Origin of the sequence: Acinetobacter sp. ESBL14 (assembly GCF_036668815.1) — a bacterium.
In the GTDB taxonomy this organism is placed as follows: Bacteria; Pseudomonadota; Gammaproteobacteria; order Pseudomonadales; family Moraxellaceae; genus Acinetobacter; species Acinetobacter gyllenbergii.
In genome coordinates this window covers 1,455,635-1,472,669 of sequence record NZ_JAZEVS010000001.1, presented here as the reverse complement: position 1 = coordinate 1,472,669, position 17,035 = coordinate 1,455,635, and the positions used below count along the sequence as shown (strand labels likewise).

Sequence of the window (17,035 nt, the reverse complement as noted above, 5' to 3'; positions counted from 1 at the left end):
TATTTAAATTTTTTGAGCAACAGAAACCGTAAAAATTCCAAATTCATCAATGCATTGATCCACTTTTTTAAAGCCAGCTTGTTCAACCAGTGCATCCATTTCGGCTTGTGAGCGTAAGCGCATCACCCAAGCATCACCTTGACGGTGTGAAGTTAAAGCACGTGCAATAAACTCTTGTTGCGGGTGCCAAATTTGTCCTGTGTAAATCAGAAAACCACCTTGCAACATGGCTTGATGAATACCTGAAAGTGATTGTCTTAATAAGTCATTATCACTAAACAGCTCATAAAGCCCAGACACAATGACCAAATTTGGCTTTGGTTTCACTTTGGCCAATGACGCCGTGTCAAAGGCATCACCGAGTTCAAATTGGGCGATATTGTCCAGTTTTCGTTCTTGGATTAATGCAGAACCAGACTCAACATTTAATTCACTATAATCTCTAAGTAACACTGATTTTGGTGGAGTTGGCAATTGGCTCACAGCATCTAAAATATAACGACCATGACCCGCTGCAATATCTAGGATGCGAATGTCTTTACGTTGCTTATTTAGAACTTGTGCATATTTCGCCAATAACTGCTCGATATGCTGTTTACGTACGCGGATGCCACGCCAACCAATTGCATTTAAATACTGTTGATCAATGATATTGCCGAGAATATTTTTGCTTTCACCTTGATTTCGATAAACAAAATCTAAAGTACTGCCAGAGTCATAACCGGTATCTTCACCAATTTTAAGACCACGGGAGAATTTGCTGCCGAGTTTTAAATTACGTTTGGTTAAATTCCAGAACAGATTCTTGATTGAAGAAGCGGGAAGTGGACTACTCAATTGTTCAGCAGTTGCACAACTTGAACCAATTTTATCGGCATTGAGTACATCTGGCGCTAGATAATCTTCAGCAAAGCTTTGCAAGATAAAACGACGAATTTTTTCGATTGCAATATGACGATCTTTTTCACCTAAAGTATCGTGATAAAAACCATCTAAAACATGAAATTCTTTACGCGGATGAGGAAGTTTTTCATAAAATTGTTGTTGTGGCTTACGGAATACCACAAAGTCTGATCCAGAGCATAAAACTTGTGTGGGAACAAAGATGTTTTGTGCATCATTGACGATACGTTCTGACGCTGCATATAAGCCCAACAGCATTCGTACCGAAATGGCTTTGGCAATTTGTGGGTCGGTATCATAGGTTTTTGCACGCTCAACATCATGCGTCAGCATATTGGCTTTTACATAACTGGTAATAAAGAAATTACCTTTAAGTTTGCTTAGAACCGTTAAACCTGTTTTCGCAAATGGTACATACAGTTTAATATCAAATGCGGGCGAAGCTAGACATAAGGCTCTGATTTTTGGTGCATAATCATGGACCCAAGTTGCTGCTAAAACAGCGCCAACGCTTTGACCAATAACTGCAATATTAGTTGATGAAATATTATACGTGGATTCAATATGTTGCACAAAATATTGGATATCTTTCACACATGCAGAGAAACTTGGCGCATCACCCCGTAAACCTGGTGATTCACCATGTCCACGCGCATCCCATGCAAAAAAATCAAATTCTGGTAGATTAAGCTCATTGACTAAATGTGCCATGCGTCCGGAGTGTTCGTGTCCTCGATGGAATAAAATAATTGCCTTTTTTGTGTCTTTTTCTGTAGCTGCTGGCCAATGTTGATAGGCTAACTGAATATCATCATGGCTGGTAAATACATGTTTTTGCGAACTTTGCATCTGATTTTCCTTAAAGTTGAATACTATTTTTAATACGGTTATAAATTGTCAAAATCAATAGTGCTGCAATAAAAATAAGCAGTCCATTACAGATGTAAACGATTGAATTAATGTAGTTATTTTCAATTAAATACGGGCTAAAACTGACAAATACAGCAATTAAACTAAACCAAAATGCACGATCACTTTTGCCCATAGGACCATCATAACGACGTTCCTGACCAATTAATGGTGCCATAACTCCAGCATATTCACTCAGAATCGCTAGAAAGACAACTAAGCCCAACAGAAATGGGTTGATGAAAGCTAAGCCTAAAAAACACAGATAAAGCGCAGAATCGGAGATGACATCACAAATTTCATTTAAATAGGCGCCAAGTTTTGATTGTTGATTAAACTCACGTGCGAGCATGCCATCAATTGCATTAAAGCCCATACGAACTAACATCCATACAGGAAATAGTAAAAACAGGATTATAGGTTGTTGGTAAAGATGTAGGCAGTAAAGTGCGACAGCTAATCCAACAGAGATAAACATGGCTAAGAGCGTAACTTGATTCGCCGTGATCTTTTTTGAGTAAAGCCATTGTACAAATGGGCGAAGTAAATTTTGAAATGCTGGTTTTAATTGATAAATCGAAGGCATTGTTATTGGAATAAACACATTTATATAGTGAAAGCATTGTGTTTAATATTTAAGTGCATGTCAACATACATCAGGATTTGAAAGAAAGTGGACATTATAAAAGTCATTACATATCAAATTATTAATATGGTTTTATTTCGTATAATGTATATTATGTTAAATAGAATATCTAAGAAGGTGAAAGTCCCAAATTTGAGACTAGAGTCCATCATTAGATAACGTGGACTCTTTTTTTAATCATTGTTTGGATAAAAAATTAATGCCATTTCATTTCCTTGTTGTGCTGCTTTTTTTAGCCATAATTTGGCAATTTCCTGATTTTGTTGAACACCTGTGCCAGTAAAGTACATCATTCCTAAATGATATTGAGCATCTGGATGTTCACTATTAGCAGCTTTTGTTAACCATTGAAGTGCTTGAACATAATTCTTTTTAACCCCTTGTCCTGTTAAATAACTATGTCCAAGATAGCTTTGAGCATCAACATTTCCTTGCTCTGCTGATTTAATTAACCATTCTATACCTAATTCAAAATCTTGATTTGGAGCAATTCGCCCATTTCTATAACTAACTGCTAATTGAAGTTGTGCTAAAGCATCATTTTTAGCTGCTGCTGATTCCCATAATTTCATTGCTTCTATAAAACTATTCCAAAGCCCGCCTCGACCTTGTAAATACATATTTCCTAAACTGGTTTCAGCTTTAGGATTTCCTTGAGAAGCCGCTTTTTTCCACCATATTACAGCCTGTAAATCATCTTGCTTTACGCCTAAACCTGAAGCATATATATTGCCTAATGCATATTGAGCTTCAGCATTACCATTTTCAGCTTCTTTTTGAGTTTCTTGTGCTGCTTTTTCTAAATAGTTTAAAAAGTTAGATGTTTGATAGGATTTAATATTTTCAGGCAACGGTTTTATTTCCTCTGCATATGAATTTATTGAGCAAATTAAAATCACAAGAGAAAAAAATATTTTATTCATAATTAATTTAAATATGGTCATTCTGAAGTCGCATAACTTAATTTTATGTTAAATAGGATATCTAAAGACTGTAGCCTACACAACACGGTTTGTAGCTACAGCTCAGCATTAAGTGGCCGAAGATTTTTACAAGTTGGCTGCCTAGAATCTCCCAAATGAATGAATGTCTCCTGCTATTTCAGCACACATCGTTAATTACGCTTAAATGCTAACCCTCTCATTTTTCAACGCGTTCAGGTTATAATGATGGTCTCCCCAAATATAGTTGATCTATTATGAACACTTCCAATGACCCTTTACACGGTAAAAAACTTGCTGACATTTTGGATGAGTTATTGGATTACTACGGTGGATTTGAAGGCTTAAGTCGTAAAATTGAAATTAGATGTTTTTGTATAGATCCAAGTGTTAAATCATCATTGCGATTCTTACGCACCACACCATGGGCACGTGAAAAAGTAGAAAACTTATATTTGTATGTTTTACGCCAAAAAGCCAAACAGAAATCGTAGCGATCAAAACGCTGCGCGGCTATGACTTCAATGCACCTTCATGTTTGTTTCAGTTAAATAAGCTTTTTTCGATGTCTTATTCCATAAACACAGTTCTTGCCCTGTTTTGTTTTTCATATGTGCTTGCGGATATTTTCCTTCAATCAAGACTGCTGAATATCCAACACGATCATCAAACAGCATGACATTGCTCACTGTCTTGGCATTTTTAAGTTGGCTCGCTTTTATACAAGCCGCTTTTATTTCCTGATCATGCTTGTTCCATGCCTGTTCAGAACTTGCAAAAGTTACGCTGCTCATCACAGTAGAACTTGCTACAAAACCTAAAATAGCAAAATATTTTAATAATTTACGATATCTTAATGTCATGGTCAGTGTCCTGAAAATTCGAGTGTCTAAACCTATACTGGAACAATCTCATGAGAGAATCTAGCAATTTACACATGTTGTAACAGCACATATTCAGGATTACACACATTTCTAAAAAGTTGTTCATTATTGATATTTTAAGCGGCTACTTGACTTGTGTATTAGTCGAACCTACGCAAATCCGCGTGGCTTATTTAAGTGGAGTGCAACCCTATCAATTTGGCGTGAATAATAATTAGAACCTTTCCATATCTTTGGATTACGGATCAAGCCTGTAGATTTTCTACTGGCTTTAACGAAAATTTATCGTTTGCTCAGCACACGGTTGAACTTTAATATGATTTTAAAATGAGCTAACTCTTTCATATTTCGAATGACATTAAGAGGTAAAAATCATGGCTGAGAAAGTCGCTATTGTTACGGCCGCTGGAAGTGGTATGGGTGCTGCAGTTGCAAAAAAACTAGCCGCAGATGGATATAAAGTTGCAATTCTATCATCATCCGGTAAAGGTGAAACTCTTGCAGATCAACTGAATGGCTTGGGCATTACTGGATCTAACCAATCAATAGATGATATTCAACGCCTTATTGATGAAACGCTTGCTCGTTGGGGACGTATAGATGTTTTAGTCAACAGTGCTGGACATGGCCCTCGCAAAGGAATTTTAGAATTAACAGATCAAGATTGGCATGATGGCATAGATACTTATTTTCTCAATGCTGTACGCCCTATTCGTTTAGTGATTCCGATCATGCAACAACAAAAACACGGCGTGATTGTAAATATTTCCAGTGCATGGACATTTGAGCCTAGTTCACTATTTCCAACATCTACGGTTGCCCGTTCAGGATTGGCAGCTTTTACCAAGATTTGTGCAGACACATATGCTGTTGATAATATTCGTATTAATAATGTCTTACCTGGGTGGATTGATAGCCTACCCAAAACAGATGAAAGAACCAATAGTGTTCCAATGAAACGATATGGTTCAACAGAAGAGATTGCAGCTACAGTGGCTTTCCTTGCGTCGGATGGTGCGGCTTATATCACTGGACAGAATATACGAGTAGATGGTGGTCTAACTCGCTCTGTATAACGACATTTAATAAAAACTTGAAGGGATAAATGATCTATACATGATTCCTTCAAGATTTGAACTAACTGAATCATCACCAATAAGTATCTATTTGTATGTTTGCTCCGTGCCTAAATATTCAATACACCACTGCCAAATTTTATCGACTGTACTATTGGGATGTGAGCTTTTTTTTCTAACCAGATAATAACTTGGTTCAACAATTTTTGTTTCCGAAGTGACTTGGACGAGCTTTCCTGACCGAATATCTGCATCTACAAATGCTTGACATGCTAAAGCAACCCCTTGCCCAGACAAAGCTGCATCTAGTGCCAGCGTGGTTTGATTAAATACTGCCCCAGATAACTTTGCATTCGTGTTCAAAAAATTTGGCCAATGATCATGAGCATCGTGTAGCAGTGGCATATTGATCAACTGTTCAAGTTGCAAAGGAAGTGCTAAATCCTGAATAAAATCAGGACTTGCTACAGCAATAAGTTCCTGATGAAACAATAACTGTGTTTCTAGATTTTCTGGAAATGATTTTTGAGTGAGCCTGATAGCGATATCAACCTGATCACGATCAAAGTCTGAAACAACCTCAGTTGCAAGCGTGCATAAATTGATATCAGGCAGTACTGCATGTAAATCACCTAATCGAGGGATCAACATTTTGGTTGCAATCGTTGGTGTCACACTTATAGTTACACGATCTGGCTGATCGAATAATGATTCTGTTGATTCAGCAAGAATATCAAAGGCACGCGTTATATCGACCAGATACTTTGTTCCCTCAGGAGTCAAACATAGTCCCCGAGGAAGTCGTTGGAATAGCGTAACATTTAGATGATCTTCTAATGCTCTCACCTGTTGAGCAATCGCACCCTGAGTCACTCCCAACTCATCGGCAGCAGCGCGAAAACTTAACTTTCGACCTGCTGTTTCAAATGCACGTAAGGCATTTAAAGATGGCAGTTTTCTACGTGATACCATAAACACTTAAGCAAGTAGTTTTTCTACACTCTAATTTTTTTGTGAATTGTATACAAGCTATTTAAGGGGTTAAATTTGCTATGCAGACATCTTTAAGCGATGTTATCGCTTATGATCTTGAAAAGCCCTACTCTATAAAAAATATATCTTGCACGTTCTCTATTTTTATGTATGATTGAGTAATCACTCAATTAAAATGTTTGTATATGGCCCGTCCCCGTAGTGAAGATAAACGTAATGCAATTTTAAATGCTGCGATTGAAACATTGGCAGAACTTGGAGAGCGTGCGTCTACCTCAAAAATTGCCAAAGTCGCTGGTGTAGCTGAAGGTACTTTGTTTACTTATTTCAGTAATAAAGAGGAACTACTTAACCAGTTATACCTTTCGCTAAAGGCCGAACTGCGTCAGGTCATCATGCTGAATTATCCGAACAACTCAGATCTGCAAACTCAACTGTTTTATATCTGGCAAAGCTATTTGGACTGGAGTTTAGATGCCCCACTGAAACGTAAAGTGATGGCACAACTATCAACTTCTGAACAAATTACCGAACAGAGCAAGCAAATCGGTATGCAAACTTTTTGTGATTTTACTAAGACCATTCAAGAACATATCGATGAGGGAAAATTAAGAGATTACCCACCCCTGTTTATCGGTTCAATTTTGGGTGCACTAGCTGAAGTTACACTTAATTTTATTGCCCAAGATGCCTCTCAGGCTGATCTTTATCGGAAGTCAGGTTTTGAAGCATTTTGGCATGCTGTTTCCATGTAGATAAAGACCAAAGTAAGGATGCGTAGCATTCTTATTTTTTAAATCAATTAATGAGTGATTAAATACTCATTTAAATAAATCAAAATAAGCACTTAACTCGAGTTCTTATTTACAGATATAGGGTGTTCCACTCAAGGAAAATAAAATGACGATTTCAAACACAACAGACTTGCCTTCTCCCTTCCTGCCATCACAGCAGCATAATGGTAAATTTAGAAATACACGACCGAATCTGCAGACACACTCTTTTGGAAAAACACTCGGCTTAATGTGGAAATTTTTGTTTAACAAACCCAAAAATACGGTGCCAAACCGAGAAATTCCTGTGTTAAGTTTATCTAAAGAGCAACTTATGAATGCCCCAGACCGTTCTCTATTTCGTCTTGGGCATTCGACCATTTTATTAAAATTGCGTAATGAATTTTGGTTAACCGACCCTGTTTTCTCTGAGCGTGCCTCGCCTTTTCAGTGGATTGGCCCAAAGCGTTTTCATCAACCACCAATTAGCATTGCTGACTTACCGCCGATTAAGGGTGTGATCTTGTCACATAATCACTATGACCATCTCGACTACCATGCAGTAATCCAACTCAAAGACAAGGTTGAACACTTCTTAACACCGCTTGGTGTCGGTGACACACTAATTAAATGGGGCGTGCCAGCAGAAAAGGTACAGCAACTTGACTGGTGGGACACTACTTATGTGGATGGTCTTGAGCTGATTGCCACCCCTGCCCATCATTTTTCAGGCCGTGGTATGGGTGATAGCAATGCAACACTTTGGGCATCGTGGGTGATTATTGATAATGATCTACGGGTGTTTTTTAGTGGTGATACGGGTTATTTCGATGGATTTAAAGAGATTGGACATCGTTACGGCCCCTTCGATCTTACCATGCTAGAAACTGGTGCCTATGATCCAGAATGGCCAGATGTTCACATGCAACCTGAGCAAACTTTACAAGCACATCTCGATTTAAAAGGACGTCATTTGTTACCTGTCCATAATGGGACTTTTGACTTGGCACTGCACGCTTGGGATGATCCGTTTGAACGGATCGTGGCTTTGGCTCATCAAAATAACTTAGCGATTAGTACGCCTCAAATGGGTGAAGTATTGAACTTAAACGAGCCAAATGTCGAAAACCATTGGTGGCGTTCGTAATTTTATTCGATAATTTTTAAATTATTGACGGCCCTCAATCCTCATTTAAAGGTATTTAGATTCAGTGATATAGCGCTATTCTTTTGAACTTGAATGATCCATTAATAAAACTAGGACTAATATTGTCTTAGTTTTATTCTTGACTACAAACACAGACTACATTAGTCTGTGTTTGTAGTTGATCAATTATGAAATTAAATGGCTTATATCACTAGTAGCGTCGAGTATGCGATTCACTGTCTTCTTTTTCTTGTAAATAATGAAGATAAACCATTGAGTAGTAAGGATCTGGCTGAATTGCAAGGCGTTTCGCCAAGCTTTATGGCCAAGATTTTTCCTAGACTTGAAAAGGCAAAGCTTGTTTTAGCACAAGAAGGTATTCGTGGTGGGTATTTACTGGCTCGACCTGCTGATGAAATCAGTTTTCTTGATATTGTCAATGCAATTGAAGGTGAAAAACCACTTTTCGAATGCCAAGAAGTTCGTGGCAAATGCGCGGTCTTTAATAGTGCTCCACCTGATTGGGCAACACATGGGGTCTGTGCCGTACATGCAGTTATGCTACAGGCCGAGAAAGCCATGCGAGATGCATTAGGCGCACATACACTGGGTGATATTGCAGACCGTTTTGGTCGTTATGCCCCTGATGTATTTTTTAGTGATGTAAATGGCTGGATCAATGAACGCATCGAAGGAAGAACAGCAAAAATGCGGAAAAGTAAAATATCAAGGGATATTCCCGACTAAAGCGTGATAGGACTTAGCGTCCTAACGTAATTACTTCCCTAATCTTTTTAACCCCCCTTCTCAGATTTTTCGAACAGTCAGAGAAAGGATTCGCTCATCCTGAATTTTATGATGAGTTGGAATTTGTATGTTCGAATGAATCGACCAAAAGGATCATTAAATGAGTAAGCGTATTATTATTGCCGGTTCTGGCTTTGCTGGTCTGTGGGCTGCACTTGCCGCACAACGCGCAATTCATTTGGCTGCACAACAACAAAATATTGAAGTGGTGATGATTTCTCCGAGTCCAAATGTTGATATTCGTCCCCGTCTCTATGAAGCTGTACTTGAAAATATGTACCCTGACATTTTAGAGATACTAAATGTTGTTGACGTTAAATATGTCGCTGGCTGGGTCAATGAAGTGAATGCTGTGGCCCAAAATCTTGTGATTACAACAACTCACGGCGATACACAGAGCTTAAGTTATGACCGTTTCATTTTGGCAACAGGAAGTACTGGCTATATGCCGCCTATACCTGGTCTTAAAGACTATGGATTTAGTGTCAGCACATTAGCAGATGCGAACAAACTAGATCAACATCTTAAAAGTCTAGCCAATAAGCCTGACAGTGCGGCACGTAATACAGTTGTCGTTGCTGGTGGTGGACTTACAGGTCTTGAAACAGTGACGGAAATGCCTGAACGTCTGCGTAGTATTTTAACTGAAACTGATATTCGTGTAGTCTTAGTTGATTCATCAGCAGAAATTGGTTCCGCAATTGGTGACGAAGCAGCAGCTGTGATTCGTGAAGCGCTCACCGAACTCGGTGTAGAAGCTAAAGCTGGGTTACGGGTTACTGCACTTGATGCCACTGGTGTCACCCTTTCTAACGGTGAAAGAATTGAGACCGAAACCGTCATTTGGACGGCGGGTATGCGAGCCAATTCGCTTACTGCTCAAATTGCAGGTGAGAAAGATAATTTGGGGCGTATTCTAGGTGATGCTTATTTACATGCGCCTGAAGCAAAACATATTTTTGTGACGGGTGATACGGTAAAAGTTCCAACTGATGATTTAGGCAATTTCAACGTCATGTCTTGCCAGCACGCGATGAGCTTAGGCCGAGTCGCAGGTTATAATGCAGCTGCAGAACTGGTAGATTTACCATTACATCCATATAGTCAACCCAAGTATGTGACTTGTGTTGATTTAGGTCCATGGGGTGCACTTTATACTGAAGGTTGGGATCGACAGGTTCAATTTGTGCGTGAAGAAGCGAAAAAAATTAAGCAAGAAATTAATACGGTATGGATTTATCCACCAGTCGCAGACCGTGAAGCAATTTTTGCAATAGCAAACCCAGATTTTGTTATTGTTCCTTAACAAGGGTCTATTTGAAAACCTCAGAAGTAGAGCGCTACTTTTGAGGTTTCTTTTTTGGCGCATGACTAAATTGAAATACAATATTTTTTGTAGGCATAAGTGTATAATTCGCAATAGTTCATGATTTAGTTTTAATATGAAGAATATACCGTCTGATAACACTCAAATTAGCATGGTTTCGACCTTTTCTGAACTTGTGAATTCTAATTTTCAAGGTGCTATGAATGCTCTTTGCTGGCATCGAGATTTGTTAGGTGATTTTCAAGAGATTGTGGCTAAACTTGAGTTAAAAGAAAATATTACAGAAGTATCTGTTGAAGATCTGTTGGCCTTGCAACTTTCAGAACAAGGCAGCCAGGCAAGAGAGATGATCTTAAGTGATATACAGCGCTTAACTGATTTAGGTGCTTCCCCTTCACTTAATCTACTTAAATGCTACGAACGCGATGAAGCGCTTGATTTCATTTCAACCGATGTATATTCATATCATGTAGATCGTTCACCCGTCGAAACAGATACTTTTCTATGTACCTATCATGGTCCAGCAAGCGATATCCTGCCTCATGATCAAGTTGAACAGAAAATTTTGGTTCCAGAAATTAGAGCAAAACTCAAAGAATTACATGATGGCCCAGAAGCTGAATTTGAAACGTTTCTAGCAGAGTATTTTTTTGATTTACATTACCAACCTCAACCAGATGCAAAACCAGTGAATTTAGGCATAGGCCATCTCTGGCGTTTAGCGGTAGATCATCCAACACAACAGGCCTTCCCTTGTGTTCATCGAGCACCGATTGAAAAAGATGGTGAGTATCGATTGCTATTGATTTGTTAAATATTTATTTAATACTTTATTTAAATAAATAAAACTATCTATATAATTGTTTTCATTATTTTAATTTTAGTTAAATTATGAAAATAGAAGAAGAACTAACACTAAAAAAAATCCAGATTTTTCTGGCTTTTATGCGTCATGGAAATTTATCTAAAACTGCGGATGAGATGCAAATCAGTAATGTTAGTGTACATAAAGCATTGCATTCTTTAGAAAGTGCCCTGCGTTGCCCTTTATTTAAAAATGAAGGGCGGAATTTGATTCCACTTAAAAGTGCTTATGTATTACAAGAGCACTCACAAAAGCTTATTCAAGATGTGATTGTTACAGTAAATAAAACCCGTGAAGCCGCAGGTTTTGCTGCAAAGATATTACATTTAGGCTCACTCTATTCATTAACCGTAAACACTATTCCAAATGTAATCAGTGGATTGAAGCTTCGTCGAGGTGAGTTAGATATTCAGCTTCTTCTGAGTTCCAACTTAGATTTAGTAAAGAAACTGAAGTCTACTGAGTTGGATGCCATTATCGTTGCGCTTAATGACACAACCTATGACTCAGACTTTGAAACACTTCCGATGTTTCAAGACAATATATATCTAGCCGTTAATACAAACTCACCACTTGCACTGATGGAACAGATTGACCTGAGTACTTTAAAGGATGAAAAGTTTTTAACTCTCTCTAAAGGATTTGCGACCCGTAATGATTCAGATATCTTGTTTGAAAAAGCAGGAATTGATCCGAAAGTCTTTCTGCAAGTGAGTGATATTTTTACTTTAGTGAGTATGGTCAGCACGGGTGTAGGACTAGCCTTATTACCAGGACGTATTTCGACAATTTACGAAAGTTCAGTGAAATTGATTCCCTTAAAAGAACCTTTTCAGATCAAGCAAGAAATTGGTTTAGTGTTTCTGAAAAGTAAAGAACCTGATCCAAACTTACTGGCATTGATTGCTGAATGCCGAATGTTCTCCAAACGTTTCTTAACAAAGTAACGGTATTTTCGGGCAATTCATAAAATTTTCATCCTTGCCCGACTCTAATCCTTTTAAATTAACTAAAAATTGCATTCACAGTCAAAAAGAATACTGAAGGTCCCAATAAACAACCAAGACCTGTATAAAATGTTGCAACTAAAGCACCATAAGGAACTAAACGTACATCTGTACCTGCAAGTCCTGCTGCAGTTCCACTTGTTGTGCCAGCGAGACCACCAAAAACCATTGCTGATCGGGGACTTTTAAGATACATAAATTTAGCCAATAATGGTGTAGCCACCATAAAAAAGACAGATTTGATTAAGCCAATCGCGATTGACAAGGCAATGACCTCAGAACTCGCACCAATCGCAGAACCTGTTATTGGGCCAACGATATAGGTCATGGCACCAGCACCAATGGTCGTCATAGATATAGGATCTTTGTAACCCAAACACCAAGCAATCACGACACCGATTACAAACGGCACAACACAGCCAAGCATTAAGGCAATGAATCCTATTTTACCTGCCTTTTTAACTTCTTTTACATCAACCTCAAAAGCAGTTGAAGCAATCGCAAGGTCTCTAATCATTGCTCCACCTAATAATGCAAAACCAGAGAAAATGGCAATATCTGATATTCCTTTCGTACCTTGCGTATAAACTCCTGCAAAATAAGCAATCACTAAACCCAAAGTAATCGCAATTGCCGAACTCTGTAACTTACCCTTAGTGAGATATTTAGAAAGTAAATGAGAAAAGAACATCATTAAACCAGTCACGGCGAGTGCTGTTACCAATGCGTTCTTAGTTAGAACCGAAATCAAAGCATCCATTTTTTATATTCCTAAGTAATTATATTTAAGCAACTTTTTCAGTTGTTTCTATTGACCATTCGTATGTTTCATAATCTCCACTCAGGCGGTTCAGGTAGCGGATCACCAAAACTGTACCAATAAGGGAAGCGACAGATACTGCAAGCCCTAGCATTCCCCCTGAAAGCGCAGCAACCACATTTTGACCTGCTGACATGGCGACCACGATTGGAATATACATACCAGACCAATACAAAACACCAAATTGGGTAATTTGAGGTAAATAGCCTTTTTTTGTGAGCACTTCTTTCGACAGGATCAGTAAAATCATCGAGATCGCAACGCCACCTACATTGGCTTGTACACCTAATAAACTTCCAAGTGTATTACCCAAGTAATCGCCTAATAAGTGGCAAATTGCTAAAATAGCGGTTCCATAAATAATCATTTTCAATTTCCTCTATCCATTGAGTAACTTCATTTATTTCTGATTCTGTTTATGCAAAATGACATTGCTTTTGCATTTCAATAATCAAATTTTCTAATCTGGTATTTTGAAAGGATAAAACTGTTCCTTCTTTAAATACTTTGCGTGCCAAACCTGTCAGTGTGGTACCTGGCAAAGCTTCTATCTGTAATCGAACACCTCGCTCCCATGCCGCCTGAACGGTGCTTTCCCAATCGATGGTTCTGCTCATATTAAAAACAAGATCATCAATAATTTGTTCAGGTGTGCTGAGCAAACGTGCTGACGTTCCACTTAAATATCCAATACTAGGTTGATTTAACTGAATATCTTCCGCCAAACTAGCCAATTGTCTGGCTTGTTTTTCCAATAAACAGCAGTGTGATGGCACACTGACCTCTAATCTTTTGGTGATTGCCCCAGATTGTGTTGCAAGCGTTTGAACCTGCTGCATTGCAAGATCTGAACCTGAGATCACGCTCTGGTTTGGTGCATTAAAATTGGCAACAAAAATATCTGAACAATGTTCATGAATTTTTGAAACCCACTGTTCAACTTTAGATGAGTCCGAGCCAAGGATTGCCATCATGCCAAAGCCTTTTGGATAGGCTTGTTGCATCAACTCAGCACGCTTTGCCACCAAAGTCAGACCATCTTCAAAAGTAATGACATCAGCGGCTGTAGCGGCTGCCCATGCACCAATAGATAAACCCGCAACATAATCTGGTTTTAGACCTTGTTCTTTCAGCAATACAGAACAAATCACGCCTGTCATATACAAACAGAGCTGAACAGAATAGGTCGATTGCAAAGCTTCCTTTTGGTCAAGCAATAGAACATCTTGGTGCAGTAGATCCGATGCCTGTTCTAAATATTCCCTCACCAGCGAATGTTGGGGTAAATCATGCAACATATTCACTTTTTGAGCGCCTTGTCCTGGATAGACCCAGATTGAACTCATATGATTTCCTCTGCACTCCAAGGATTCTTAACCAAAGCAGCGCTATCACTACTCTTGAGTAAAACGCTGCCTGTCGACCTTGCCCATTCTCGTAAAGCCACACCACCTAACGGTGTTTGTAATTGCACATCAATTTGTATGCCTAAATGTTCTAGCGCAATTAACATGCTGTGTGCATCAGCTTTTGAGAGCATTTGCACTGTCCGAACCAATACGTCAACATCACTGTTTTCCGTCACAGTTTTCAAGCCTGTTGCCAGCTCATAGCCTACGCTACCGGTATACCCCCATGGCAATGAAAAACTTTGCATGGTTTGGTGAATAGCTTGCAGTTTGTTTTGTAAATGCGGGAATAAAGCCAAATCCTTATCAATTAAACTTTCTGGGCTTACTTTTTTAACAATCGCCTCAACAGGCATTTCAGTGGCAAAGCGCAAATTCCGTTGTTCACCTCGAATACCCACTGCAACTACATGCATTTTAGTAACTGCCCGTCTGACCACAACTGGCTTATGCTCAGAAAGCACTTGAATAACCCAATCTGGCACGTTATCAGCTAACATGTGTGGTCGCATTCCCCACAATAAATCATGTGCCTGCAGAGGATGATTCATGACCATTGCTCACGTAACCGCTCACGGACATATTTTGAGGCTTTGCGATTTTCACCTTCTAAGCGATGCTTTAAATCCACCGAACCCTGTCGTTGAATATCCTGAATTGCCTCGAGTAAAGCAGCCTGAACGGATATCACATCAGATGGTGTTGGCTGTTCAGCATGTTCAACCTCTAAAATTTGAGATAGCAATCCTAAGCTATTGTAGTTTTCAATGTCATACGCCATTGGTGGAATTTGAGCCGCCAAAGCTTCTAACTCTTCCACTGTTCTTAACGTGACACGTGCAGCAGATTCTTTACCCATCGCATGCACCATAACGCCCTGATCTTTAAGTGCTAAAATACGATTCGCTTGATAGCCATGTGCCAAGAATGCACCAGACATGGATTTACCCACCAACAGGCTAACGATGGGATGACCCGCCAAACGGGCAGTTGCATAAGCATCTACGGCACCAGCAAGTGCCTGATGAATTCCCAGCACTTCTTCTCGACGTCCATAAGCTTGACTCGGTACATCGACAATACACAAAATTGCGCGTTTCTTTGTTTTTGCTTGATCAGCTTGAATGACTTCATCAATTGCGTGTGCCAGCGCCCAGCCTTCTAATAAACCCACTTCACCCTGTCGTGCACGTGGATAAGCATTATACTCATCGGCAACAATGGCAAAAACACAAACGGCCTGACCAGCCAATTGACCATCGGCAATTAGTAATGAGTCAATTTTAGTTTCGATTAAATCAAATTGTTGAGTTAAGGCATTAAACCAGTTTCGCCCTCGTGAGGAAGCTTGAACAACAACTGTATTCATCTTTAAGCCCCTTTTCCTTGATATAAAACTTGAACTTCAGCAGGTAAAATCTGTGTTGTCGTATCAACCTCTTGCAGCTTTGATAAGTAAAAAGCTGCATTACTGCTACGATGAATTGGAGGTTTAGCTTGTGAAATACATTGCATGATTTGCTGTTGAATCAGCTGACGATCATCTTCAACATAAAAATCAACCAGACCACTGGCAAACCGTTGTACGCCACCAGTGATACTCCAGATAAAAGGACGATCTTTGGCATCGTATTCTTGGACACCAGCTTCTTGTTCAATCACTTGAGGGCCATTTAAGCCCAAACGACCTTCTTGCGTCATGATCAAATAACTACACAGCCCAGCTGCTATGGACATCCCTCCAAAACACCCCACACTCCCTGCAATGACACCGATGACAGGTTGATATTGTCTGAGCTCGACAATGGCAGATTGGATTTCAGCAATCGCGGCTAAGCCCAAGTTCGCTTCTTGCAAACGGACACCACCTGTTTCCAGCAGTAAAATGGCTGTAGTTGGGATGCCTTTCAGATTGTCTTCAATGGCCAGTTCTAATGCACCTGCAATCTTGGCACCGCCCACTTCACCAAGACTTCCCCCTTGGAAGATCCCTTCGATTGAAATCACAACAGCTGGATGTTGCTGAATATTCCCTTTTATCACCACAACGCCATCATCTGCTTGAGGAACAATGTTTTGTTTAGATAACCAAGGTGACATGATTCTTGCAAACGGATCTAATAATTCGCGGAAACTGCCTGTATCAAGCAAAGATTTCGCCCGATCTCGTGCCCCAAGTTCAATAAAGCTTTGCTTATCTAATAAATGATGAAAATTAGTCACTGTTCACCTCCTCTAAAGCCTGTTCAAGTCTTAAACGGACGACTCCTGGTGTTGCACCAAAATCGTGAATATCGATCTTGACAGCAGGAGGATGATCAACCGAAAAAATACGTTCAAACAGATTTTTCCAACGTTGTTGGCTACCATCGACTGAAGTAACCACCTTGATGATAGCGATTTGACCTGAATGATTAGGTTGCATTAAAATTTCCAGATCACCTGATCCTACACATCCAACTACAGCTGATTTATTGGGAATCTCTCCCGCTGCAAACTCAAAACTAAGTATTTCCATTGCACTATTT

At 39.3% G+C, this 17,035-nt stretch carries 20 protein-coding genes; 8 read left to right on the top strand and 12 right to left on the bottom strand.

The annotated features are described in order from the left end of the window. Positions 1–3: 3 nt before the first annotated feature. The 3 genes from V6E90_RS07260 to V6E90_RS07250 all read right to left on the bottom strand — a co-directional run bounded on the left by V6E90_RS07260 (position 4) and on the right by V6E90_RS07250 (position 3,402). Positions 4–1,752, bottom strand: coding sequence for a bifunctional alpha/beta hydrolase/class I SAM-dependent methyltransferase (locus tag V6E90_RS07260; RefSeq protein ID WP_332604962.1), 1,749 nt, complete (start codon positions 1,750–1,752; stop codon positions 4–6). Between the two features lie 10 nt (positions 1,753–1,762). Then, on the bottom strand, positions 1,763–2,398 hold the full coding sequence (locus tag V6E90_RS07255; protein ID WP_065343915.1) for a CDP-alcohol phosphatidyltransferase family protein: 636 nt from the start codon (positions 2,396–2,398) through the stop codon (positions 1,763–1,765). Positions 2,399–2,631: 233 nt separating this feature from the next. Continuing rightward, positions 2,632–3,402, bottom strand: coding sequence for a tetratricopeptide repeat protein (locus V6E90_RS07250; protein ID WP_332604961.1), 771 nt, complete (start codon positions 3,400–3,402; stop codon positions 2,632–2,634). Positions 3,403–3,656: 254 nt separating this feature from the next. Here V6E90_RS07250 and V6E90_RS07245 point away from each other — a divergent pair, with 254 nt between their 5' ends. After that, positions 3,657–3,893 (top strand): VF530 family DNA-binding protein, encoded by a 237-nt coding sequence (locus tag V6E90_RS07245; RefSeq protein ID WP_016141020.1) that lies wholly within the window; start codon positions 3,657–3,659, stop codon positions 3,891–3,893. A gap of 27 nt (positions 3,894–3,920) precedes the next feature. Here the strand turns inward: V6E90_RS07245 and V6E90_RS07240 are convergent, their stop codons facing one another. Beyond that, the gene (locus tag V6E90_RS07240; RefSeq protein ID WP_332604960.1) at positions 3,921–4,262 is read right to left on the bottom strand and encodes a hypothetical protein; all 342 of its coding nucleotides are present in this window, start codon (positions 4,260–4,262) and stop codon (positions 3,921–3,923) included. A 395-nt stretch (positions 4,263–4,657) separates the two neighbouring features. Between V6E90_RS07240 and V6E90_RS07235 the strand changes: the two genes are divergently transcribed. Next, positions 4,658–5,359 carry an SDR family oxidoreductase gene (locus tag V6E90_RS07235; RefSeq protein ID WP_332604959.1) on the top strand — a complete coding sequence of 234 codons (702 nt, stop codon included), beginning with the start codon at positions 4,658–4,660 and terminating at the stop codon, positions 5,357–5,359. A gap of 87 nt (positions 5,360–5,446) precedes the next feature. Here V6E90_RS07235 and V6E90_RS07230 read toward each other — a convergent pair whose 3' ends face one another. Next, positions 5,447–6,331 (bottom strand): LysR substrate-binding domain-containing protein, encoded by an 885-nt coding sequence (locus V6E90_RS07230; protein ID WP_332604958.1) that lies wholly within the window; start codon positions 6,329–6,331, stop codon positions 5,447–5,449. A gap of 206 nt (positions 6,332–6,537) precedes the next feature. On the opposite strand from V6E90_RS07230, the gene V6E90_RS07225 reads away from it, so the two are divergent. From V6E90_RS07225 to V6E90_RS07200, 6 genes are all read left to right on the top strand, one after another. After that, the gene (locus V6E90_RS07225; protein ID WP_016540155.1) at positions 6,538–7,107 is read left to right on the top strand and encodes a TetR/AcrR family transcriptional regulator; all 570 of its coding nucleotides are present in this window, start codon (positions 6,538–6,540) and stop codon (positions 7,105–7,107) included. A gap of 145 nt (positions 7,108–7,252) precedes the next feature. Further along, entirely contained in the window at positions 7,253–8,272 is a 1,020-nt protein-coding gene (locus V6E90_RS07220) for an MBL fold metallo-hydrolase (protein WP_065341898.1), read from the top strand. Positions 8,273–8,470: 198 nt separating this feature from the next. Beyond that, complete coding sequence (locus V6E90_RS07215; protein ID WP_065341899.1) at positions 8,471–9,019, top strand: RrF2 family transcriptional regulator; 549 nt, start codon at positions 8,471–8,473, stop codon at positions 9,017–9,019. A gap of 160 nt (positions 9,020–9,179) precedes the next feature. Then, a complete protein-coding gene (locus V6E90_RS07210) occupies positions 9,180–10,385 on the top strand; it encodes an NAD(P)/FAD-dependent oxidoreductase (RefSeq protein WP_065341900.1) in 1,206 nt (401 codons plus the stop codon). A gap of 136 nt (positions 10,386–10,521) precedes the next feature. Beyond that, positions 10,522–11,220 (top strand): DUF1826 domain-containing protein, encoded by a 699-nt coding sequence (locus tag V6E90_RS07205; RefSeq protein WP_065341901.1) that lies wholly within the window; start codon positions 10,522–10,524, stop codon positions 11,218–11,220. Positions 11,221–11,297: 77 nt separating this feature from the next. Then, complete coding sequence (locus tag V6E90_RS07200; protein ID WP_262756468.1) at positions 11,298–12,218, top strand: LysR family transcriptional regulator; 921 nt, start codon at positions 11,298–11,300, stop codon at positions 12,216–12,218. Between the two features lie 58 nt (positions 12,219–12,276). Here the strand turns inward: V6E90_RS07200 and madM are convergent, their stop codons facing one another. Genes madM through V6E90_RS07165 form a run of 7 tightly spaced genes read right to left on the bottom strand, consistent with a single transcriptional unit; the run spans position 12,277 to position 17,025 of the window. Further along, on the bottom strand, positions 12,277–13,038 hold the full coding sequence (gene madM / locus V6E90_RS07195) for a malonate transporter subunit MadM (protein ID WP_016540149.1): 762 nt from the start codon (positions 13,036–13,038) through the stop codon (positions 12,277–12,279). Positions 13,039–13,063: 25 nt separating this feature from the next. Further along, positions 13,064–13,465: a malonate transporter subunit MadL gene (gene madL, locus V6E90_RS07190; protein WP_065341904.1), complete on the bottom strand. Its 402-nt coding sequence runs from the start codon at positions 13,463–13,465 to the stop codon at positions 13,064–13,066. A gap of 49 nt (positions 13,466–13,514) precedes the next feature. After that, entirely contained in the window at positions 13,515–14,444 is a 930-nt protein-coding gene (gene mdcH, locus V6E90_RS07185; RefSeq protein ID WP_332604957.1) for a malonate decarboxylase subunit epsilon, read from the bottom strand. Further along, positions 14,441–15,058, bottom strand: a complete 618-nt coding sequence (locus V6E90_RS07180; RefSeq protein ID WP_332604956.1) for a malonate decarboxylase holo-ACP synthase — start codon at positions 15,056–15,058, stop codon at positions 14,441–14,443. Before V6E90_RS07180 ends, mdcH begins: the two co-directional genes overlap by 4 nt. Continuing rightward, a complete protein-coding gene (gene mdcE / locus V6E90_RS07175) occupies positions 15,055–15,876 on the bottom strand; it encodes a biotin-independent malonate decarboxylase subunit gamma (protein WP_023269784.1) in 822 nt (273 codons plus the stop codon). The genes V6E90_RS07180 and mdcE overlap by 4 nt, the downstream gene beginning before the upstream one ends. 2 nt (positions 15,877–15,878) lie before the next feature. Next, positions 15,879–16,730 (bottom strand): biotin-independent malonate decarboxylase subunit beta, encoded by an 852-nt coding sequence (locus V6E90_RS07170; protein ID WP_016540144.1) that lies wholly within the window; start codon positions 16,728–16,730, stop codon positions 15,879–15,881. Then, complete coding sequence (locus V6E90_RS07165; RefSeq protein ID WP_016540143.1) at positions 16,723–17,025, bottom strand: malonate decarboxylase subunit delta; 303 nt, start codon at positions 17,023–17,025, stop codon at positions 16,723–16,725. Before V6E90_RS07165 ends, V6E90_RS07170 begins: the two co-directional genes overlap by 8 nt. Between the last annotated feature and the right edge of the window lie 10 nt (positions 17,026–17,035).

What these genes read in the sequence shown, in the direction of transcription:
- V6E90_RS07210 (WP_065341900.1), top strand. Translation starts at nt 9,180, where the DNA reads ATGAGTAAGCGTATTATTATTGCCGGTTCTGGCTTTGCTGGTCTGTGG.
- V6E90_RS07200 (WP_262756468.1), top strand. Translation starts at nt 11,298, where the DNA reads ATGAAAATAGAAGAAGAACTAACACTAAAAAAAATCCAGATTTTTCTG.
- V6E90_RS07165 (WP_016540143.1), bottom strand. Translation starts at nt 17,025, where the DNA reads ATGGAAATACTTAGTTTTGAGTTTGCAGCGGGAGAGATTCCCAATAAA.
- V6E90_RS07230 (WP_332604958.1), bottom strand. Translation starts at nt 6,331, where the DNA reads ATGGTATCACGTAGAAAACTGCCATCTTTAAATGCCTTACGTGCATTT.
- V6E90_RS07225 (WP_016540155.1), top strand. Translation starts at nt 6,538, where the DNA reads ATGGCCCGTCCCCGTAGTGAAGATAAACGTAATGCAATTTTAAATGCT.
- madM (WP_016540149.1), bottom strand. Translation starts at nt 13,038, where the DNA reads ATGGATGCTTTGATTTCGGTTCTAACTAAGAACGCATTGGTAACAGCA.
- mdcH (WP_332604957.1), bottom strand. Translation starts at nt 14,444, where the DNA reads ATGAGTTCAATCTGGGTCTATCCAGGACAAGGCGCTCAAAAAGTGAAT.
- V6E90_RS07205 (WP_065341901.1), top strand. Translation starts at nt 10,522, where the DNA reads ATGAAGAATATACCGTCTGATAACACTCAAATTAGCATGGTTTCGACC.
- mdcE (WP_023269784.1), bottom strand. Translation starts at nt 15,876, where the DNA reads ATGAATACAGTTGTTGTTCAAGCTTCCTCACGAGGGCGAAACTGGTTT.
- V6E90_RS07255 (WP_065343915.1), bottom strand. Translation starts at nt 2,398, where the DNA reads ATGCCTTCGATTTATCAATTAAAACCAGCATTTCAAAATTTACTTCGC.
- madL (WP_065341904.1), bottom strand. Translation starts at nt 13,465, where the DNA reads ATGATTATTTATGGAACCGCTATTTTAGCAATTTGCCACTTATTAGGC.
- V6E90_RS07180 (WP_332604956.1), bottom strand. Translation starts at nt 15,058, where the DNA reads ATGAATCATCCTCTGCAGGCACATGATTTATTGTGGGGAATGCGACCA.
- V6E90_RS07215 (WP_065341899.1), top strand. Translation starts at nt 8,471, where the DNA reads ATGGCTTATATCACTAGTAGCGTCGAGTATGCGATTCACTGTCTTCTT.
- V6E90_RS07235 (WP_332604959.1), top strand. Translation starts at nt 4,658, where the DNA reads ATGGCTGAGAAAGTCGCTATTGTTACGGCCGCTGGAAGTGGTATGGGT.
- V6E90_RS07245 (WP_016141020.1), top strand. Translation starts at nt 3,657, where the DNA reads ATGAACACTTCCAATGACCCTTTACACGGTAAAAAACTTGCTGACATT.
- V6E90_RS07220 (WP_065341898.1), top strand. Translation starts at nt 7,253, where the DNA reads ATGACGATTTCAAACACAACAGACTTGCCTTCTCCCTTCCTGCCATCA.
- V6E90_RS07260 (WP_332604962.1), bottom strand. Translation starts at nt 1,752, where the DNA reads ATGCAAAGTTCGCAAAAACATGTATTTACCAGCCATGATGATATTCAG.
- V6E90_RS07250 (WP_332604961.1), bottom strand. Translation starts at nt 3,402, where the DNA reads ATGACCATATTTAAATTAATTATGAATAAAATATTTTTTTCTCTTGTG.
- V6E90_RS07240 (WP_332604960.1), bottom strand. Translation starts at nt 4,262, where the DNA reads ATGACATTAAGATATCGTAAATTATTAAAATATTTTGCTATTTTAGGT.